Source organism: Pantoea sp. B623, from assembly GCF_024814475.1.
Lineage (GTDB): Bacteria > Pseudomonadota > Gammaproteobacteria > Enterobacterales > Enterobacteriaceae > Pantoea > Pantoea ananatis.
In genome coordinates this window covers 2,511,703-2,530,542 of the sequence record NZ_JANUXM010000004.1, presented here as the reverse complement: position 1 = coordinate 2,530,542, position 18,840 = coordinate 2,511,703, and the positions used below count along the sequence as shown (strand labels likewise).

16 protein-coding genes are annotated in these 18,840 nt (G+C 49.8%); 14 read left to right on the top strand and 2 right to left on the bottom strand.

Going from position 1 to position 18,840, the window contains the following annotated elements:
* Positions 1-80 precede the first annotated feature (80 nt).
* A complete protein-coding gene (locus tag NXS97_RS13490) occupies positions 81-1,265 on the top strand; it encodes a NupC/NupG family nucleoside CNT transporter (protein WP_014333007.1) in 1,185 nt (394 codons plus the stop codon).
* Between the two features lie 35 nt (positions 1,266-1,300).
* On the opposite strand, the gene NXS97_RS13485 is transcribed toward NXS97_RS13490, so the two are convergent.
* A complete protein-coding gene (locus tag NXS97_RS13485; protein ID WP_014333006.1) occupies positions 1,301-1,735 on the bottom strand; it encodes a DUF3574 domain-containing protein in 435 nt (144 codons plus the stop codon).
* 157 nt (positions 1,736-1,892) lie between these two features.
* On the opposite strand from NXS97_RS13485, the gene NXS97_RS13480 reads away from it, so the two are divergent.
* From NXS97_RS13480 to NXS97_RS13450, 7 genes are all read left to right on the top strand, one after another.
* On the top strand, positions 1,893-2,756 hold the full coding sequence (locus NXS97_RS13480; RefSeq protein ID WP_013027746.1) for a YicC/YloC family endoribonuclease: 864 nt from the start codon (positions 1,893-1,895) through the stop codon (positions 2,754-2,756).
* Positions 2,757-3,108: 352 nt separating this feature from the next.
* A complete protein-coding gene (locus tag NXS97_RS13475; protein ID WP_013027763.1) occupies positions 3,109-3,924 on the top strand; it encodes a DUF3289 family protein in 816 nt (271 codons plus the stop codon).
* Positions 3,921-4,400: a DUF943 family protein gene (locus NXS97_RS13470; protein WP_013027764.1), complete on the top strand. Its 480-nt coding sequence runs from the start codon at positions 3,921-3,923 to the stop codon at positions 4,398-4,400. Before NXS97_RS13475 ends, NXS97_RS13470 begins: the two co-directional genes overlap by 4 nt.
* Positions 4,401-5,322: 922 nt before the next feature.
* A complete protein-coding gene (locus NXS97_RS13465; protein ID WP_019105388.1) occupies positions 5,323-5,598 on the top strand; it encodes a hypothetical protein in 276 nt (91 codons plus the stop codon).
* Between the two features lie 517 nt (positions 5,599-6,115).
* Positions 6,116-7,039, top strand: a complete 924-nt coding sequence (gene lpxP / locus NXS97_RS13460; protein ID WP_014333004.1) for a kdo(2)-lipid IV(A) palmitoleoyltransferase — start codon at positions 6,116-6,118, stop codon at positions 7,037-7,039.
* 736 nt (positions 7,040-7,775) lie between these two features.
* Positions 7,776-8,438 carry an oligosaccharide flippase family protein gene (locus NXS97_RS13455; protein WP_116220168.1) on the top strand — a complete coding sequence of 221 codons (663 nt, stop codon included), beginning with the start codon at positions 7,776-7,778 and terminating at the stop codon, positions 8,436-8,438.
* Positions 8,439-8,894: 456 nt separating this feature from the next.
* Positions 8,895-9,512 carry a trimeric intracellular cation channel family protein gene (locus NXS97_RS13450; RefSeq protein ID WP_013027768.1) on the top strand — a complete coding sequence of 206 codons (618 nt, stop codon included), beginning with the start codon at positions 8,895-8,897 and terminating at the stop codon, positions 9,510-9,512.
* Here NXS97_RS13450 and ligB read toward each other — a convergent pair.
* Positions 9,426-11,195 (bottom strand): NAD-dependent DNA ligase LigB, encoded by a 1,770-nt coding sequence (gene ligB / locus NXS97_RS13445; protein ID WP_072139134.1) that lies wholly within the window; start codon positions 11,193-11,195, stop codon positions 9,426-9,428. The genes NXS97_RS13450 and ligB overlap by 87 nt on opposite strands.
* Before the next feature lie 240 nt (positions 11,196-11,435).
* On the opposite strand from ligB, the gene gmk reads away from it, so the two are divergent.
* From gmk to NXS97_RS13415, 6 genes are all read left to right on the top strand, one after another.
* The gene (gene gmk, locus NXS97_RS13440; protein WP_014332998.1) at positions 11,436-12,059 is read left to right on the top strand and encodes a guanylate kinase; all 624 of its coding nucleotides are present in this window, start codon (positions 11,436-11,438) and stop codon (positions 12,057-12,059) included.
* A 54-nt stretch (positions 12,060-12,113) separates the two neighbouring features.
* The gene (rpoZ, locus tag NXS97_RS13435; RefSeq protein WP_003851346.1) at positions 12,114-12,389 is read left to right on the top strand and encodes a DNA-directed RNA polymerase subunit omega; all 276 of its coding nucleotides are present in this window, start codon (positions 12,114-12,116) and stop codon (positions 12,387-12,389) included.
* A gap of 20 nt (positions 12,390-12,409) precedes the next feature.
* Positions 12,410-14,518, top strand: a complete 2,109-nt coding sequence (gene spoT, locus NXS97_RS13430; protein WP_013027771.1) for a bifunctional GTP diphosphokinase/guanosine-3',5'-bis pyrophosphate 3'-pyrophosphohydrolase — start codon at positions 12,410-12,412, stop codon at positions 14,516-14,518.
* Between the two features lie 3 nt (positions 14,519-14,521).
* Entirely contained in the window at positions 14,522-15,223 is a 702-nt protein-coding gene (trmH, locus tag NXS97_RS13425) for a tRNA (guanosine(18)-2'-O)-methyltransferase TrmH (protein ID WP_013027772.1), read from the top strand.
* Positions 15,220-17,298 carry an ATP-dependent DNA helicase RecG gene (gene recG, locus NXS97_RS13420; RefSeq protein ID WP_116220167.1) on the top strand — a complete coding sequence of 693 codons (2,079 nt, stop codon included), beginning with the start codon at positions 15,220-15,222 and terminating at the stop codon, positions 17,296-17,298. The genes trmH and recG overlap by 4 nt, the downstream gene beginning before the upstream one ends.
* An 84-nt stretch (positions 17,299-17,382) precedes the next feature.
* The gene (locus NXS97_RS13415) at positions 17,383-18,762 is read left to right on the top strand and encodes an NCS2 family protein (protein ID WP_072404746.1); all 1,380 of its coding nucleotides are present in this window, start codon (positions 17,383-17,385) and stop codon (positions 18,760-18,762) included.
* Positions 18,763-18,840 lie beyond the last annotated feature (78 nt).

Sequence of the window (18,840 nt, the reverse complement as noted above, 5' to 3'; positions counted from 1 at the left end):
TGTAAGGCTCAGGATGAAATTCATGTGGGAGTATGGCTAAATGCCCTACCTTTTGCCGCATTTTACGAACAGATTAAACTATGGCCGCTATTTTACATTTCCTGCTGGCGCTGGTGGTGATTTTCGCCCTTGCGCTGTTGGTCAGTCATGACCGTAAACACATTCGTCCGCGCTATATCATTCAGCTCATTATCGTTGAAGCCGCGCTGGGCTGGTTTTTCCTTCATTCTGCCAGTGGACTGGCGCTCGTGGGAGCGGTGGGCAGCTTCTTTGAAACATTACTGGGTTTTGCTGCACAAGGCACAGAGTTTGTTTTTGGCGGCATGAGTCAGCAGGGCCTGGCCTTTATCTTTCTTGGCGTACTTTGCCCGATTGTTTTTATTTCCGCTCTGATTGGTATTTTGCAGCACTGGCGCATTCTGCCGTTGCTAATCCGCCTGGTGGGAACTGTCCTGTCTAAAATCAACGGCATGGGAAAGCTGGAATCTTTTAATGCGGTCAGTACGCTGGTACTGGGTCAGTCTGAAAACTTCATCGCATATAAAGGTATTCTGGCGGATATCCCGCCGAAGCGCCTTTACACCATGGCGGCAACCGCTATGTCTACCGTCTCGCTTTCCATTGTCGGTGCATACATGTCGATGATTGAGGCTCGCTATGTCGTGGCGGCGCTACTGCTCAATATGTTCAGCACCTTTATCATTCTGTCGATTATTAATCCCGGTAAGGAAAGCGAGGAACAGCCTGTAGCCCTGGATAAGTTGCATGAGGAGCAGAGTTTCTTCGAAATGCTGGGAGAGTACATCCTGGCGGGCTTTAAAGTGGCGATGATCATTCTGGCAATGCTGATCGGTTTTATTGCGCTGATCGCGGCCGTCAATGCGCTGTTCGCAGCGCTATTTGGCTACAGTTTCCAGCAGCTCCTGGGCTATGTTTTTTACCCTTTTGCCTGGTTAATCGGCATCCCCGCCGTCGACGCCCTTCAGGCTGGGAGCATTATGGCCACTAAACTGGTGGCCAATGAATTCGTCGCCATGATCGAACTGAAGAAAGTGGCGGCAGGCATGACGCCGCGTGGATTAGGCATCCTGTCGGTATTCCTGGTCTCGTTTGCTAACTTTGCGTCGATTGGTATTGTGGCAGGCGCGATTAAGGGGCTGAACGAACAACAGGGGAACGTCGTCTCCCGATTTGGCTGGAAACTGGTATATGGTTCGACCCTGGTAAGCCTGCTTTCGGCTGCGTTCGCCGGACTGTTTATCTGATCATCTTACGGCGGCCTGGGCCGCCGTTAATGGCATCAGAAACTCACGCAGGAAGGCGAATCGACACGCATGACCGATTCCTGACCAAACTGTTTTTTATACTGCTCGCGTAGTGCTTCGACACGGCTGTTGTTATCGCTGTCAAAGTTATAGATGAGCACCAGCGCTTTGCTTTTCTCACGCGCCAGCTGACCGTTTTCACCCAACCACTGCCCTTGCGCATCATAAACCGAGAGCCCGGCTTTAAAGCGAGGCGTCACTTGTTTATCGATAAAATTCATCCAGTCCAGCGAACTCACGCTACCGCCTTGTGGCTTACTGAGACCAAACCACAATGTGGTTTGCATCATCACCTCACCGCCAGCACATATGGGAACAGGTCGGGTTGATGGCACAGGTGGCGGTGATGGCGAATGACAGCCAGCCAGCAGTAAGGTCAGCATTACAGGAAAGCGTAATACGTGAGACATAAACGGGGTCCTCAACGAGTAAGCCAGTAAACAGCATAAGTGCCTGTTGCTGAAAGCGGAAATAATTTGTTCTCTCATCCTGCTGCTGCTTACACCTGTTATGGTTAGCTTTGCCTCGTTATACTGACTTTAATCTTTCTGAAAATGAGTAACGCTTATGATCCGCAGTATGACCGCCTACGCCCGCCGTGAAGTTAAAGGCGAATGGGGCAGCGCCGCCTGGGAGCTGCGTTCCGTTAACCAACGTTATCTTGAAACCTATATTCGTCTGCCAGAGCAGTTCCGCGGACTGGAGCCGATGATTCGGGAACGCATTCGCCAGCGTCTGACGCGCGGTAAAATCGAATGTAATCTGCGCTTTGATGCCGATCCCGGCGCACAAGGCGAGCTGATGCTGAACGAGTCGCTGGCTAAACAGCTGGTTCAGGCCGCTAACTGGGTGAAGATGCAGAGCGACGAAGGCCAGATCAATCCACTGGATATTTTGCGCTGGCCTGGCGTGATGTCTGCGCCAGAACAGGATCTGGACGCGATTAATACACAGCTGATTCAGGCACTAGATGGCGCACTGGATGATTTCATTGCTGCACGTGAGAGCGAAGGTAGCGCATTGAAATCCCTGATCGAGCAGCGTCTGGAAGCGGTAACGCATGAAGTCAGTAAAGTGCGAGCTCAACTGCCTGATGTCATTAAGTGGCAGCGTGAAAGGCTGATCGCCAAACTGGAGGACGCCGAAGTGCAGTTGGAAAACAACCGCCTGGAGCAGGAACTGGTGATGATGGCGCAACGTGTGGATGTAGCAGAAGAGCTGGATCGCCTGGATGCGCACGTTAAAGAGACGTACAACATTTTGAAGAAAAAAGAAGCCGTCGGACGTCGGCTCGACTTCATGATGCAGGAGTTCAACCGCGAGTCGAACACTCTGGCCTCGAAATCGATTAATGCAGAGATCACCAATTCAGCCATTGAGCTGAAAGTGCTGATTGAACAGATGCGCGAGCAGATCCAGAATATTGAATAATTTTCTCTTGTTTTCCAAAGCTTTTCAATATTTATCAACGCCCTGATTTATCAGGGCTTTTTATTTCCAACCTGTTTTGTACGTTTCAATTTGTTTCATCCAAGCGGTGAGCACGTCAAAGTATTGAGACCAGGCTATGACAGTAATTTGAGAAAAAGATGAGATTCTCAGCACTTCCCTTTCCCGTATATGAAGTTTATTATTACACTAATCAGCTATAGGTTAAGAGTCAGAAATGAATATCTTGTAATGACAAGGAACTGAGTTTACAGACATGACGATATTTAAAGATTTGGATCTACCTTCACAAGTAAGAGTTTGGTCTGAAAATTAATATCATAAGGAAGTTATTATGTCAGCTATGGTGTTCCCAGTCACACTTTATCAGACTAAGCATCAGTTCAATGACCACAGCTCTGATGATATGCAATGTGGCGATCTTACTGAAAAACAGCTTAGAAGCGACTTAGGTCTTGATGATGTTTCTGATGTCGTTGATCCGTGGACTGGAGAGGAAGTCTCAATATTTAGTTCCTTCCGTAAATCCCAACCAAAATCAAAAACGGTAATTGCTCAAATCCTTTTCGATGAGTTTCTTCGAGTGTCATTGCCTACATATTACTTAGGGCAACATAATTTATTTAATAATCTTGTAAAGCATTTTTATCATGGCAATGGAAAAAGCTATTCCAGCCCTTTTCTTGATAGTGCATATAAAAGTTTGATATTAAACGAACAATCCTCTCCGTTATCTTCGCTAAAAATAATCCAGTCTATGCTCGATAAGGTTGCCATTGATGTAAAAAATGGCTTATCTGATGCCGACAAAGATTCAATAACTAAAGCAATAGGAAATTCAATACTTCCTAAGTTTAACAGATGGGCAGATAGCTTTAATGGATTAGGAATGTCTATACATGACATATATGCCACAAAGATACAACTCACTAAAATTGATATCACTGAGAGTGGTTATGTAGCGAAAGTAACTTTTACGGGACAAGATCATTTTGGTCTCGACAAAACTGACATTATGAATATGAAGTTTCACTATATTAGGGCATTCCGCATCTGGTTTGTGCTCCAACGATGGGAAAAATTTGCATTTAAACCTTTTTTTACAAATATGAAAGCCGAGTTTGAAATTAGTAGCCGGAGGAATGGATGAAAGCCAGAAAAATTATAATATTTATATTAGCAGCTATTATTCTTGTATTCTTCTATTTGAATTTTTTTAATTCCACTAAGGTCCTTGCCGTTCACGGCACTGGCTCTAATAAAGAATTTTTAGTTAAAAACATGCCTTTCAGTGATAGTAGTAAAATTGAGTGGTGGGATAATAATGGAGCTAAAACCCTCTCATCCGCTGAAACTTACTTTGTTTCAATCTGGAAGTTTGACGGAAGATATCAAAAGCTTGCCCCTAAAAATTCAGGTATTTTTCCAGATCATGATACAGATTATTTACTATGCTTCGATGACATGAATACAGAAGAAAATTGTATTGATAAGTCTAATTGGATCATGGACATAACTAAGACAAAGGATGGCTATACCTATTACCGGATAGGAACCGAATCTTACTATCGGAAACCTTCTGGTGAACTCATGAAAGGTGAAAGATCAAAGACAACCATTCAATGACAGATGCAATCTGTAACCTGGCGAGCTGAACAGCTTGCCACTGTTATAAATGGGGAGTTGATTGGGGAGTAAAATGGTAACCCCGTCACAGATCAACTCATTAAGATGATGATAAATAGCATTTATTTTATTTTAATCAACATTCAAATCCAAAATATCGAGTAATAGATAATTTCGCTTTATAGCGTTTACTACGTCACTTCATCATTATCAAGTCCTTGTAATAGCGGACTTTTCACATTGCTGCTCAGCAAATTTAGGCGCGTAAAAAGGCTTAACAACCTGCTGTAAGCGCACTGGACGCCCGTTTTACTCATGCTTTCTGAGCAGACAGATTAAATCTGTAACCCTTTAGTGTTAACTTATCATTTTCGGTGCTCCCTTTTTTAACGGAACATGGAATTGATTTTTATCGTCAGTATTATGCAGCCCTCTCGGCAAGGCCCCCTTATTTCTTAAGTAAACCGTTCTCACCGAAGAACCTTCGCTAACCGGATAGTGAGATGTGATAAGCAGGACGGAAACTAAAACGCGAAGAAGCCCAGACGCACAACAATTCCAGTACGGATAATGAACATGTTTCATCTGGGTGATACATGACCTGGATGCCGCATTTCAGCCTACCTGCACCCCAATTTTCATACGCCTTATTGAAACGGTTATTTTGTGATTTACCGCCCAGTATTCAGGCGAATTTGTTAAAAAAGAGAAAATCTTACTAAGAAAACAAATGCCCATAAGGTGGTGAACTATAATCCACTAAGCTTCTTCCAGAAATCGGCATTAATAAGAGTCTGTAAGTGCTAAATCACTCACACTATCGTATAAAATAATTTTTAAAAAATAAAAAAGCACGATCGACTAAAGTTTTATTATTTGGTGCCGTTCTTTGTTTATGAAAATCAACACAGAGTGTGAAGCCATGAAAAAACTAACTTATGTATTTGTCTTAATGGCACTATCATCCTCGTCATTTGCAACTGGCGGCCAAATCACTTTTCGTGGTGCTATTGTGGAGACCGGATGTGATACCCTGATTGTTCATTCTCAGATTAAGCAAAGCTGCACAAGAGGAGGTAAAACCGAAGCTGCCACCCTAGGGTTGAATGACAGCCAGCAATCTTTGCCATTCAAGCTGGGCACGATGCAGTTAAAAAAAGTCGGTAATTACCGCATGATGACTGTGAATTACTACTAGCGCTCCTTTTTTGTACAGCATGTTCTTTCAGGCTATGATGTGACGTACAGGGACAGACGTGTATAGCCTGTGAAGACGCATGTCCTTACTCTCTCCTCTTATGATCTGCCGAAATCACTTATCGCACGGATCATGTCGCTTTTCATCACATCCCGGCGCATACTCGTCCTTAGCCAATTTTTAGAATTTTGCCACTCTGAATGTAAGTTTTTCGAAAAGATTTTAGCTTGTGAGTACAGAACTGTCTTAATTTCCCTACGCTTCCCTTAACGTTCTGGCTTTACAAGAGTATACTTAAGACGTTGTTTTTAAATCATTAAAAAATAAAACACCACCCTGTTTTGTTCGTTCAGTAAGCCATTACATCGATCGTCTTACTCCACAGGGTGACGAAAGCTCACTGTGACAGAGGGCACTTTTTGATAAAGTGCTGGTCGTAGTTAGTACAGCCGTACCGCTTGGGAACTTAAGGAATGGGTCTTTTTGCGTTACATCCATCAATCCTTTAAGGTCAATGATGAAAAACACCAGGCAGTTCAGCAGCACACTTTTACACCCGCGTTATTGGTTTACATGGTTCGGTCTAGGCATTCTCTGGCTTCTGGTTCAACTCCCTTATCCTGTTCTGATGAGATTGGGTGCAGGTGCCGGTAAACTTTCCCGTCATTTCCTTCAGCGTCGAGAGCGCATAACCCGTCGTAATATTGAACTCTGCTTTCCTTTTATCAGCGACGAAGAAAAAGAAAGCATGATCGCGGGTAATTTTGCCTCTCTCGGTATGGCACTGGTTGAAACGGGTATTGCCTGGTTCTGGCCTGATCATGCGGTTAAACGTTTATTCAACGTCTCTGGCCTTGCAAACCTCTATTCAGCTCAAAATGAAGGCCGTGGCGTGATGTTAATCGGCATCCATTTTATGTCCTTAGAGCTGGGTGGCCGCATCAGCGGGTTGTGTCAGCCGATGATGGCTATGTACCGTCCGCATAACAACCGCGCGATGGAATACGTACAAACCAAAGGCCGGATGCGTTCCAACAAGGCGATGATTGACCGTCGCGATCTGCGCGGCATGGTGCAGGCACTTAAGCAGGGCGAATCCGTCTGGTTTGCACCGGACCAGGATTACGGCCCTAAAGGCAGTACATTTGCGCCACTGTTTGCCGTTGAGAAAGCAGCGACAACGAACGGTACCTATGTTTTATCTCGCCTGGCCAAGCCAGCTATGGTGCCAATCATGCTGATTCGTAATCCCGGCAACGATGGCTATAAACTGATTATTGAACCGATTCTGGAAAACTATCCTCACAAAGATGAATCAGCCGCTGCTGCTTACATGAATAAGGTGATCGAAAGCCAGATTATGCGCGCGCCGGAGCAGTACCTCTGGCTACATCGCCGGTTTAAAACGCGCCCACCGGGTGAAGCGTCTCTTTACGTATAAAGACAAAGCAGGCTCTGGCCTGCTTTACTTTTTCAGGCGAGATTTGTTTTACCGTTACGGCAAACAAGGCAGGTTCAGCCTCGCCTTTCCCTGCGTTCTTTAATCACTGCCTAAGGCGAATTTGCCAGTACAGCGGTTGAGTCATTCTTACGCTCCGGTTTTTTATGTTCAGAATGTTTAAGTATTTACCCCTCACGCGCGTAACAAACGTGTTTATGCTTTGCTGCTGCTTAAGCATTTTAAAGCGGAAAAATCCTGGCTCACGCTTTCACAGCGTGCCTATGTACAGTGTTTAAAAGCCTTTTTTATTCCAGACTCTTTTATGCTGGATAGTCACACCGAATTCTGGCACAAATAAATATGTAGATTTTATCTGTCAGTCAAAAAACATCATGCAGTTACTCAATATTAACGCCTATCTCAAATCGCATATCAGATTTTCCTTATGATGTTATTTCTAATAAAAAGCGCTATAAATCACCTACACACAGCAATACTTATATAACGAAATAACAAAGGCGTTCAGTAATGTTCATTATGGCATCATGAATGTTATAATTATGAATGACGTCTGGATAATTAAAACAACAACAGGGATTCAGCATCACCAGGGGAAATATGCGCGCTATAGATCCGTTCGCGACAGCATCAGCTTGACCGTTAATATAACCTGTATAAACAGACCAAACGCTAAGCCAGGATTTCACCTCCGCTTACCACTATAATTATTTACACGATGGAAAAAAACATGGCTATACGTAAAATAAATATTATTGACGCTAAATGGCCCTTTCTTTCATCAATAAAAATCTTAAGCATTGGCGTGTTGCAACTTTCCCTGCTGGGTAAATTCCTGCAGGCAGAAGCATTCAATTTTCTGGCTGTCGTGATTGCCGGCCTTTTGGTCATAGATACACTGGCGGATCGCGGTTTTTCAAACAAAGTGATTCGCTATTCTCCCCTCTCCGACAATACGTTGTCTGTCATATATTGGGGGAATGTGTTAATGGGCCTCCTCATTTTTTCTGCGCTTTTTATTTCCGGCATTGTTGCCGATCATCTTTTTAACCAGCCAGAGATTACCATGATGCTGGAGATGGCAGCGGTCATCTTTATTATCATCCCTCAGGGTCAACATTACCGCGCGATCTTGCAGCGCGAAAAGCAGTATTCCGATATCGCTTTTTGTGAAATATCATCCGTATTCGTTGGACTGATCATTACGCTGCTGACTGTGTGGAGCACGCCTTCAGTGTTATGCGCGTTATGGGGCTATCTGGCAATGATTTCAGTAAGGATGCTGGCTTACTGCTGTTATGGCCGGGTCTGGTTTCAACCCGAGTATCAATTTAATCTGAAAACCTTTTTCCAGGTTTGTATCAGGAACGTACCGCGATAAGAAGGTATTTGGACTTCAGGCATCTGAAAAAAGGGCTTCACGTGCTGCCAGTCAGCACGTTTTTTTGAGAACACACAGCCCTTTCCGTTATTGGTTATTCCTGCGGATTCTGTCCTGCTTTTCACCGGCTTCTGCATGCGGGCTGCCATTCACCCAACAGGGTTTCACCCTGCATGGCTTTCTTGCGTTGTTTCCTTTCCCTGTTTAGACCAACATAATGTCATGGCAGAGAGCAAGATCAGGGCAATGCGTCAGCGCCCCCTGGCGTGTCTGGATTAAAACCAATAAAAAATTTCATCTCTACTGGTGTCTTCCCCCATGCACCTTATTGATTATTAATGTCTTATCCAGAACGGGATAATTTTTACTAATACTTTTAACGTCACTAACAGAAAATCTCAGTCGCGCCGTGCTCTTCAGTGGCGTAGCCTTGCCGCCGTCTTCCTGGAGTCTGCTATGTTACTTACTGTTCTCTATATCATTGGTATCACCGCTGAAGCGATGACGGGTGCACTTGCCGCCGGCCGTCGTAAAATGGACCTGTTTGGCGTGATCATTATTGCTTCTGTGACCGCGATAGGCGGGGGTTCAGTACGCGATATTCTGCTTGGCCATTATCCACTGGGTTGGGTAAAGCATCCTGAGTACATCATGATCGTCGCCGCGGCTGCCGTGGTGACCACCTTTGCCGCGCCGTTGATGACACATCTGCGCAAGGTATTTCTGGTTCTGGATGCGCTGGGTCTGGTGGTGTTCTCCATCATTGGCGCTCAGGTTGCGCTGGATTCAGGTCATGCCATGATCATTGCCGCGATAAGTGCCGTCATCACCGGCGTATTTGGTGGGGTTTTGCGTGATATGTTTTGTAATCGTATCCCGCTGGTTTTTCAAAAAGAGCTTTACGCCGGTATCGCTTTCGCTTCTGGCTGGATGTACATCCTGCTACTGAAAACGCCTCTGGCACATGAGCTGGTGATCATCATCACCTTACTTTTCGGTTTCTTTGCCCGCCTGCTGGCACTGCGGTTTCGACTCGGCTTGCCCATCTTCAATTATCCCCACCCTGAACACTGATGATGCCGGGATGCCCTGCTGCTGCAAAAAGGTAATCAACTTCCGCAGCCCGGCATCCTGAAATTGTGCGGCAATGCGTTCAGCACGCCTTGCGCCCACGCCGGGCAGCGCTTGCCAGGTTTGCACATCACGAGCCAGCAAGGGTTCCCACTCTTTATCGGCCAGGGCGCGAAGTGCCTTTTGGGGCAACGCGATGCCCAATGCGTTAACCCAGCGACGCAAAGGTTGCTGGCGGGTCAATTCGAACCTATGCCAGATTTGCTGTGCTCTTTCAGAGGAGATGCCTGCTGCAGCGGCAATCTGTTCTGGCGTAATCGTCAGCCAGGAAAACAGGTGCGTAATACAACCGGTATCCAGTAGTCGCTGCCAGGTGCTGCGCTGAACGCCGGGAATATTCAGCACGAACTTTTGACTCAGCCAGCTCAGGCGAGCCAGTAACTGGCGATGGCAATCCGGCGTTAACGTATAACAACTCAGATGAGTGAAGTGCTCAGAACCCGGTGGCTCAGGGTAATCACGCTGCGCCACGCGCCAGATAACGCGCTCCAGCCGGGGAATTCCCTGTCCTGCCAGGCTAACCGTCACCTGATCTCCCGCGATGACATCCTGCTCTCGCCAGCGTTTTAACGACCCTATGTTGACACGCCTGACGGTTTTGTCATCAAGCTGAACGGGCTGAAGATTCAGTACGACCGCCACCTTTCCCGTTCGTCCTATTGAGAAATCTACGGATCGTACCTCACTGCTCACCTCCGGTGGCTGGTATTTCCAGGCGATGGCCCACTCACCCTCACCGGGCTGCCAGTACTTTCCTGCCGGGCGGGCAGCCTGGTGCACAACAATACCGTCGGTAACAAAAGGCAAGGGCGCGTGAAACCAGCGCTCGCGCCAGCTTGCCGCATCCTCTTCATCCTGAACGGGTTGAGTCCAGTGGCTGGCGAGGTCAAAGCCCCATGAGCTCAACCGGGCCAGACGTTCAGGCATACTCGCCGGCCCGTCAGGCCAACTCCAGATAAAAATACCCAGTTGTGCCAGTAGCGGCGAGTCAGCCTGGCTCATCATTGCCCCTGCCACACGGGCTCTGGCATTCCTGCCGCCGTCCACAGCCTGCTGATGACCGGTCATCTTCAAAAAAAGCTCGCCCTGCAGGACGATGCTGCCTTGCTGACTGTCGATAACCGATGGAATGGCAGGAATATGATGGGCTTTCGCCAGCCACTGCTCGCCGTGTAACCCATCGCCGCGGCTGATTAGCGAGACCAGTTTTCCCTGTCGATAGATCAGGGAGACGGCAACGCCATCGATTTTTGGTTGTACCCAAAGATCGTTTCGTGCCTGCATCCAGTAACCCAGCGCACGTTTATCCCGTACTTTTTTAACGCCGGTGTGCGCAACGGGATGCCACTGCGTACCGTCCTCAGGCAAGGCAGGCACATATTCATCCGCAGCCTGAGTAAAACAGCGCTGCCAGTGGTTAAGCCGCTGCTGCAAGCTATCGTAGTCTGCGTCACTAACCAGCGAGCGCCCTTGCTGGAAATACGCCTTATCCCACTGCCGAAGTTGCTGTTGCAAATGCGCGATCTCATTGACGGCACGCGCTGACGTCCAGGCGGGGCACAAAGCCGCAAGGGAAGAAAACGTGCTGAATATCAGTAGCAGCCCAACAATAAACATCCCTCTCATTCGTCACCTCCTGATTTTGAACCATTCAATCTCTGAACATCAGGCTGAGCCAGCCCTGTTCCGGTGTTCTGGAACGGGTTAGGCGAACAAAGAGTTGTGTTTTCAGCTGCTGCAGGCTGGGCTGCGTAGCATGTCGCATAAACTTTTCGCTTTGAGGATGGCGCAAACGCTGCGTGGGGCGGGGAAGCTGTGTATACTGTGCAGGAAACCGACTCCGCACTTAATCAATTCAAGAAAATCATGGCCCAAGGTACGCTCTATATTGTTTCTGCGCCCAGTGGTGCAGGAAAATCCAGTCTGATTCAGGCACTGTTAAAAACGCAGCCGCTGTATGATACGCAAGTGTCTGTTTCCCATACCACCCGTGGTATGCGTCCGGGCGAAGCGCATGGTGAACATTACTTCTTTGTTCAACAGCATGAGTTCGAAAAAATGATCGCGGAAGATGCTTTTCTGGAGCACGCGAAAGTTTTCGACAACTATTACGGCACCTCGCGTAAGGCAATTGAACAGGTCCTGGCGACCGGCGTGGACGTTTTTCTTGATATTGACTGGCAGGGCGCGCAGCAAATTCGCGCTAAGATGCCAGAAGCGCGCAGCATATTTGTCTTGCCGCCTTCGAAAGAAGAACTGGATCGTCGCCTGCGTGGTCGCGGTCAGGACAGCGAAGAGGTCATTGCGCGTCGGATGGCACAGGCCGTGGCAGAAATGAGCCACTACGCCGAATACGACTATTTAATTGTGAATGATGATTTTGATCTGGCGTTATCGGATCTGAAAACCATTATTCGCGCAGAACGTCTGCGCATGGCCCGTCAGAAAGCGCGCCATGATGCTTTAATCAGCAAACTGTTGGCAGTCTGAACCCAGTTTCAGTATGATGCCGAGTCATTTCTTCATCTGTGGAGTAGCACACCTATGGCACGCGTAACCGTTCAGGACGCAGTAGAAAAAGTTGGTAATCGTTTTGACCTGGTGTTGGTCGCTGCACGTCGTGCACGTCAGATGCAGGTAGGCGGAAAAGATCCGCTGGTTCCGGAAGAGAACGATAAACCTACCGTTATCGCACTGCGCGAAATCGAAGAAGGTTTGGTCACCAATCAGATTTTAGATGTGCGTGATCGTCAGGAGCAGCAAGAGCAGGAAGCCGCTGAGTTACAGGCCGTTACCGCTATCGCTGAAGGTCGTCGTTAACAGCTAGCTGCAGGTCAACCTTGTATCTGTTTGAAAGTCTCAATCAACTGATTGAACAATACTTGCCTGAGGACCAGATTAAGCGCCTCAAGCAAGCTTATCTTGTGTCACGTGATGCCCACGAGGGACAGACACGCTCCAGCGGCGAGCCTTACATCACCCATCCTGTTGCAGTAGCCTGTATTCTGGCAGAAATGAAGCTCGACCATGAAACGCTCATGGCCGCGCTTTTGCACGATGTTATTGAAGACACGCCAGCTACCTATCAGGATATGGAACAGCTGTTTGGCAAGAGCGTTGCCGAACTGGTTGAAGGCGTTTCAAAGCTGGATAAGCTGAAATTCCGAGACAAGAAAGAGGCGCAGGCAGAGAACTTCCGCAAGATGATTATGGCAATGGTGCAGGATATCCGTGTCATTCTCATCAAGCTGGCTGACCGTACCCACAACATGCGAACGCTCGGGTCGTTACGTCCCGATAAACGTCGTCGCATCGCGCTCGAAACGCTGGAAATATACAGTCCACTGGCGCACCGCCTGGGTATTCATCACCTAAAAACAGAACTGGAAGAGCTCGGTTTTGAAGCGCTCTATCCCAATCGTTTTCGGGTGATTAAAGAGGTCGTGAAAGCGGCCCGCGGCAACCGTAAAGAGATGATTCAAAAAATCCTCTCTGAAATCGATGGCCGCCTGCAGGAAGCCGGTATCCCCTGCCGGGTAAGTGGGCGCGAAAAGCACCTTTACTCTATCTACCGCAAAATGACGCTCAAAGAGCAGCGTTTTCACTCGATCATGGATATCTATGCCTTTCGCGTTATCGTCAAAGATTTAGATACCTGTTATCGCGTGCTGGGTCAGATGCACAGCTTGTACAAGCCGCGTCCGGGCCGGGTAAAAGACTATATTGCAATCCCCAAAGCTAACGGCTATCAATCTTTGCATACCTCAATGATCGGGCCACATGGCGTACCGGTTGAGGTGCAAATCCGTACCGAAGATATGGATCAGATGGCTGAAATGGGGGTTGCCGCGCACTGGGCCTATAAGCAGGCAGGCGAAAGCGGTACCACGGCGCAAATCCGCGCTCAGCGTTGGCTGCAAAGCCTGCTTGAACTGCAACAGAGCGCCGGCAGTTCATTTGAATTCATCGAAAGCGTGAAATCCGATCTCTTCCCGGATGAGATCTACGTCTTTACGCCAGAAGGCCGTATCGTCGAACTGCCGACAGGCTCCACGCCGGTCGATTTCGCCTACGCGGTACATACCGATATTGGTCATGCTTGTGTAGGCGCGCGCGTTGATCGTCAGCCTTATCCGCTGTCTCAGACGCTCACCAGCGGCCAAACTATCGAGATCATCACCGCGCCCGGCGCGCGTCCTAACGCTGCCTGGCTCAACTTCGTGGTCAGCTCCAAAGCTCGCGCTAAGATCCGTCAGCTACTGAAAAACCTCAAGCGCGAAGACTCGGTAAACCTGGGACGTCGCCTGCTCAGCCATGCAATGGGCGGCAGTCGTAAACTGGCGGAAGTACCGGCTGAAAACATCAAGCATGAGCTTGATCGCATGAAACTGACGTCACTGGACGATCTGTTAGCGGAAATCGGTCTGGGTAATGCAATGAGCGTGGTCGTGGCCAAGAACCTGCTCCAGACCGACACCAGCACGCTCAGCAATAACAAAAAACAAGGCAAGCTGCCCATCAAAGGTGCAGACGGCGTGCTGATTACCTTTGCGAAATGTTGTCGCCCTATTCCTGGCGATCCCATTGTCGCTCACGTCAGCCCCGGTAAAGGCCTGGTTGTTCACCATGAATCCTGTCGAAATATTCGCGGCTACCAAAAAGAGCCAGAAAAATTCATGCCGGTAGAGTGGGATAAAGTCACCGAACAGGAGTTTGTGGCTGAGATCAAGGTGGATATGTTTAACCACCAGGGTGCACTGGCTAATCTCACGGCAGCCATTAATACTGCCGGATCCAATATCCAGAGCCTGAATACTGAAGAGCGCGATGGCCGCGTTTACAGTGCCTTTATCCGTCTGACCGCACGCGATCGCGTCCACCTGGCGAATATCATGCGTAAGATTCGTGTGATGCCGGATGTGATCAAAGTTCACCGCAACCGTAACTAGTGCATGAATCCTCAACGCTTTGCTCGTATCCAGGAAATGCTGGCCCTGCGCCAGCACGACCTTACCGTCTGCATGGAGCAGGTGCATAAGCCTCATAACGTTTCCGCTGTCATTCGTACCGCCGACGCGGTAGGGATTCATGAGGTCCATGCCGTATGGCCCAGCCAGCGCATGCGCACCCAGGCGTCGGCATCGGCCGGCAGTAACAGCTGGGTGAACGTGGTAACGCACCGCTCAATCAACGACGCCATTAGCCATCTTAAAACGCAAAACATGCAGATACTGGCGACCAACCTCTCTGCTGACGCCGTGGATTTTCGTGAGATTGATTACACCAAACCCACCTGCATTTTGATGGGGCAGGAAAAAACCGGTATTACTGATGAAGCTCTGGCGTTGGCCGATCGTCATATCATTATTCCGATGGTCGGTATGGTTCAGTCACTCAACGTTTCCGTTGCATCTGCCCTGATTCTTTATGAAGCGCAGCGCCAGCGTCAAAATGCCGGTATGTATCAACGTCAGACCAGCCTTTTAGCCCCGGAAGAGCAACAGCGCCTGCTGTTTGAGGGCGGCTATCCCGTTCTGGCCCGCGTGGCAAAGCACAAGCGCATGCCGTATCCTTATATCAATGCTCAGGGCGAGATAGAAGCCGATGAAACCTGGTGGGCAACGATGCAATCTACAGGCAGAAGTAAGAAATGAAAGGCCGTCTGCTGGATGCCATCCCGCTCAGTACCCTGACCGGCGTCGGCGCCAGTCAGGCGGCAAAGCTGGCTAAAATTGGCCTGCATACCATTCAGGATTTACTGCTTCACCTTCCCCTGCGTTATGAAGATCGTACCCAACTTTATGCCATTAATGACCTGTTACCGGGCATTTGGGCAACTGTTGAAGGCGATATCCTGCATACCGAGATTACTTTTGGCCGCCGGCGCATGATGGTGTGCCAAATCAGTGACGGCAGCGGCGTGCTGAGCATGCGCTTCTTCAACTTTAATGCCGGGATGAAAAACAGCCTCGCGCCGGGCAGACGTGTCACCGCCTATGGTGAAATAAAACGTGGCCAGCGCGGTGCAGAAATCATTCATCCGGAATACCGTGTACAGGGCGAGCACAGCACCGTGACGCTGGAAGAAACCCTGACGCCCGTTTATCCCACAACTGATGGCATTCGTCAGGCGACGCTGCGCAACCTTACCGACCAGGCGTTAACTTTGCTGGAAAACTGCCCGATTACGGAGCTGTTGCCGCAGGCGTTAAGCGGCGGACTGATCAGCCTGCCCGAGGCCTTACATACGCTGCATCGGCCACCGCCAGATGTGAAACTCAGCGAACTTGAAAGCGGGCACCATCCTGCGCAGCGCAGGCTGATTCTGGAAGAACTGCTGGCGCATAACCTGAGTATGTTGGCGGTTCGGGCTGGCGCACAGCGCCATTATGCTCTGCCCATGCCTGCCCGGCATACATTGAGTGACCAGTTACTGGCCGCTCTGCCTTTTTCACCCACTTCTGCCCAAAAACGCGTGGTCGCCGAGATTGAGAAAGACCTGGCCAATGACTTCCCCATGTTGCGATTGGTCCAGGGAGACGTCGGCTCAGGAAAAACGTTAGTTGCCGCCCTCGCCGCCCTGAACGTTATTGCTCACGGCAAACAGGTGGCGATGATGGCACCGACAGAGTTGCTGGCCGAACAGCATGCAATCAATTTTCGTCAATGGCTCGCGCCACTGGGTCTGGAAGTCGGCTGGCTGGCAGGTAAACAAAAAGGCAAAGCGCGTCAGGCGCAGCAGGATGCCATCGCGAGCGGTAGTGTCGCCATGGTCGTTGGCACACATGCACTGTTTCAGGAGCAGGTGAAGTTCAACGGGCTGGCGCTGGTGATTATTGATGAGCAACACCGGTTTGGTGTTCATCAACGGCTCGCGCTATGGGAAAAGGGGGAGGAGCAGGGTTTTCATCCCCATCAGCTGATCATGACCGCCACTCCCATTCCGCGCACGCTGGCCATGACCGCCTATGCCGATCTGGATACATCAACCATTGACGAATTGCCGCCAGGCAGGACGCCGGTCACGACCGTTGCCATTCCGGACAGCCGTCGCAGTGAGATTATTGAGCGCGTACAAAAGGCCTGTCACGAGGGCCGTCAGGCTTACTGGGTCTGTACGTTGATTGAAGAATCGGACCTGCTGGAAGCCCAGGCGGCAGAAGCCACATGGGAAGAACTCAACGTGGCGCTGCCTGATTTGCGGGTAGGACTGGTGCATGGTCGTATGAAACCGGCGGAAAAGCTGGCAGTCATGCAGGCTTTCAAAGCGAACGAGATCCAGCTGTTAATCGCTACTACCGTAATTGAAGTCGGCGTGGACGTGCCAAACGCCAGCCTGATGATTATTGAAAACCCGGAACGGCTTGGGCTGGCTCAGCTGCACCAGCTACGCGGACGCGTGGGACGGGGTGCGGTTGCCTCTCACTGTGTGCTGCTGTACAAAGCGCCGCTGAGCAAAACGGCGCAGAAGCGTTTGCAGGTGCTACGCGACAGCAACGACGGCTTTGTGATTGCCCAACACGATCTGGAGATTCGGGGGCCGGGTGAACTGTTGGGAACGCGCCAGACCGGTAATGCTGAGTTTAAGGTTGCCGATCTCCTGCGCGATCAGGCCATGATTCCTGAAGTTCAACGCGTCGCACGGCATATCCACCAGCACTATCCTGAACAGGCACACGCCCTAATCGAGCGCTGGCTGCCGGAAACCGGCCGCTACAGCAACGCCTGACACTTTTTTTGCCACCGTTAGCAAACGTTTGCTTTTGAGCCGTTGCAGATTACAATCGCCTCACTTTTTTTGGGAACCGTTACAATGTCGACCAATCAGCAGCCAGCCTCCTCATCCGTCAGTAAAAGTGAACTGATCTACCGCCTGGAAGATCGCCCGCCGCTTGCGCAAACCCTGTTTGCAGCCGGTCAGCATTTGCTGGCCATGTTCGTCGCGGTGATTACGCCCGCGCTGCTCATCTGCCAGGCATTGGGTTTACCGGCGCAGGACACACAGCACATCATCAGCATGTCTCTGTTTGCCTCTGGCGTAGCCTCAGTGCTGCAAATTAAAACGTGGGGGCCGGTTGGCTCAGGTTTGCTGTCTATTCAGGGCACCAGCTTTAACTTTGTCACACCGCTGATTATGGGTGGGATGGCGCTGAAGAACGGCGGCGCAGATGTGCCCACGATGATGGCGGCGCTGTTTGGAACGCTGATGGTCGCATCCTGCACGGAAATGGTACTGTCACGGGTGCTGCACCTGGCTCGCCGTATCATCACGCCCCTGGTGTCCGGTATTGTCGTAATGATCATTGGGTTATCGCTTATTCAGGTTGGCCTCACCTCCGTCGGCGGCGGCTTTGCCGCCATGAACGATCACAGTTTCGGCGCACCGAAAAACCTGCTGCTGGCCGGCGTCGTTCTGGTCGTGATTATCCTTCTGAACCGTCAAAAAAATCCTTATCTCCGCGTTGCCTCCCTGGTGATTGCAATGGCGGTGGGCTACCTGCTGGCCTGGGCGATGAATATGCTGCCATCCATCAGCACACCGGCCGATCAGCCGATCGTGGCGTTGCCGACTCCGCTTTATTACGGTCTGGGTTTTGACTGGAATCTGCTCATCCCGCTCATGCTGGTGTTTATGGTGACCTCGCTGGAAACGATTGGTGATATCACCGCAACCTCAGATGTATCGGAACAACCGGTGAGCGGCCCCATCTATATGAAGCGCCTGAAAGGCGGCGTGCTCGCTAACGGCCTGAACTCCTTTGTCTCTGCCCTGTTTAATACCTTTCCTAACTCCTGTTTTGGGCAGAATAACGGCGTTATCCAGCTGACCGGCGTTGCCAGCCGCTATGTTGGTTTTGTTGTGGCGCTGATGCTTATCCTGCTGGGTATGTTTCCGGCGGTGAGTGGACTGGTGCAGCATATTCCTGAGCCGGTTCTGGGCGGCGCAACTATCGTGATGTTTGGTACCATCGCCGCATCCGGCGTACGTATTGTCTCCAGAGAGCCGCTCAACCGGCGTGCAATCATGATTATCGCCCTCTCACTGGCCGCAGGACTTGGCGTGTCACAGCAACCGCTGATTTTGCAGTTTGCACCGGACTGGTTGAAAACCTTACTGTCTTCCGGCATTGCCGCAGGGGGCATCACAGCGATTGTGCTTAATCTCGTCTTTCCACCGGAAAAGTCGTTTTAAGGCAGGCTGCGGCCTGCCTGCTATTTATGCTGATTTACATCCAGGCGGTTGAGCTATAACGATAATTCAGGCATAACA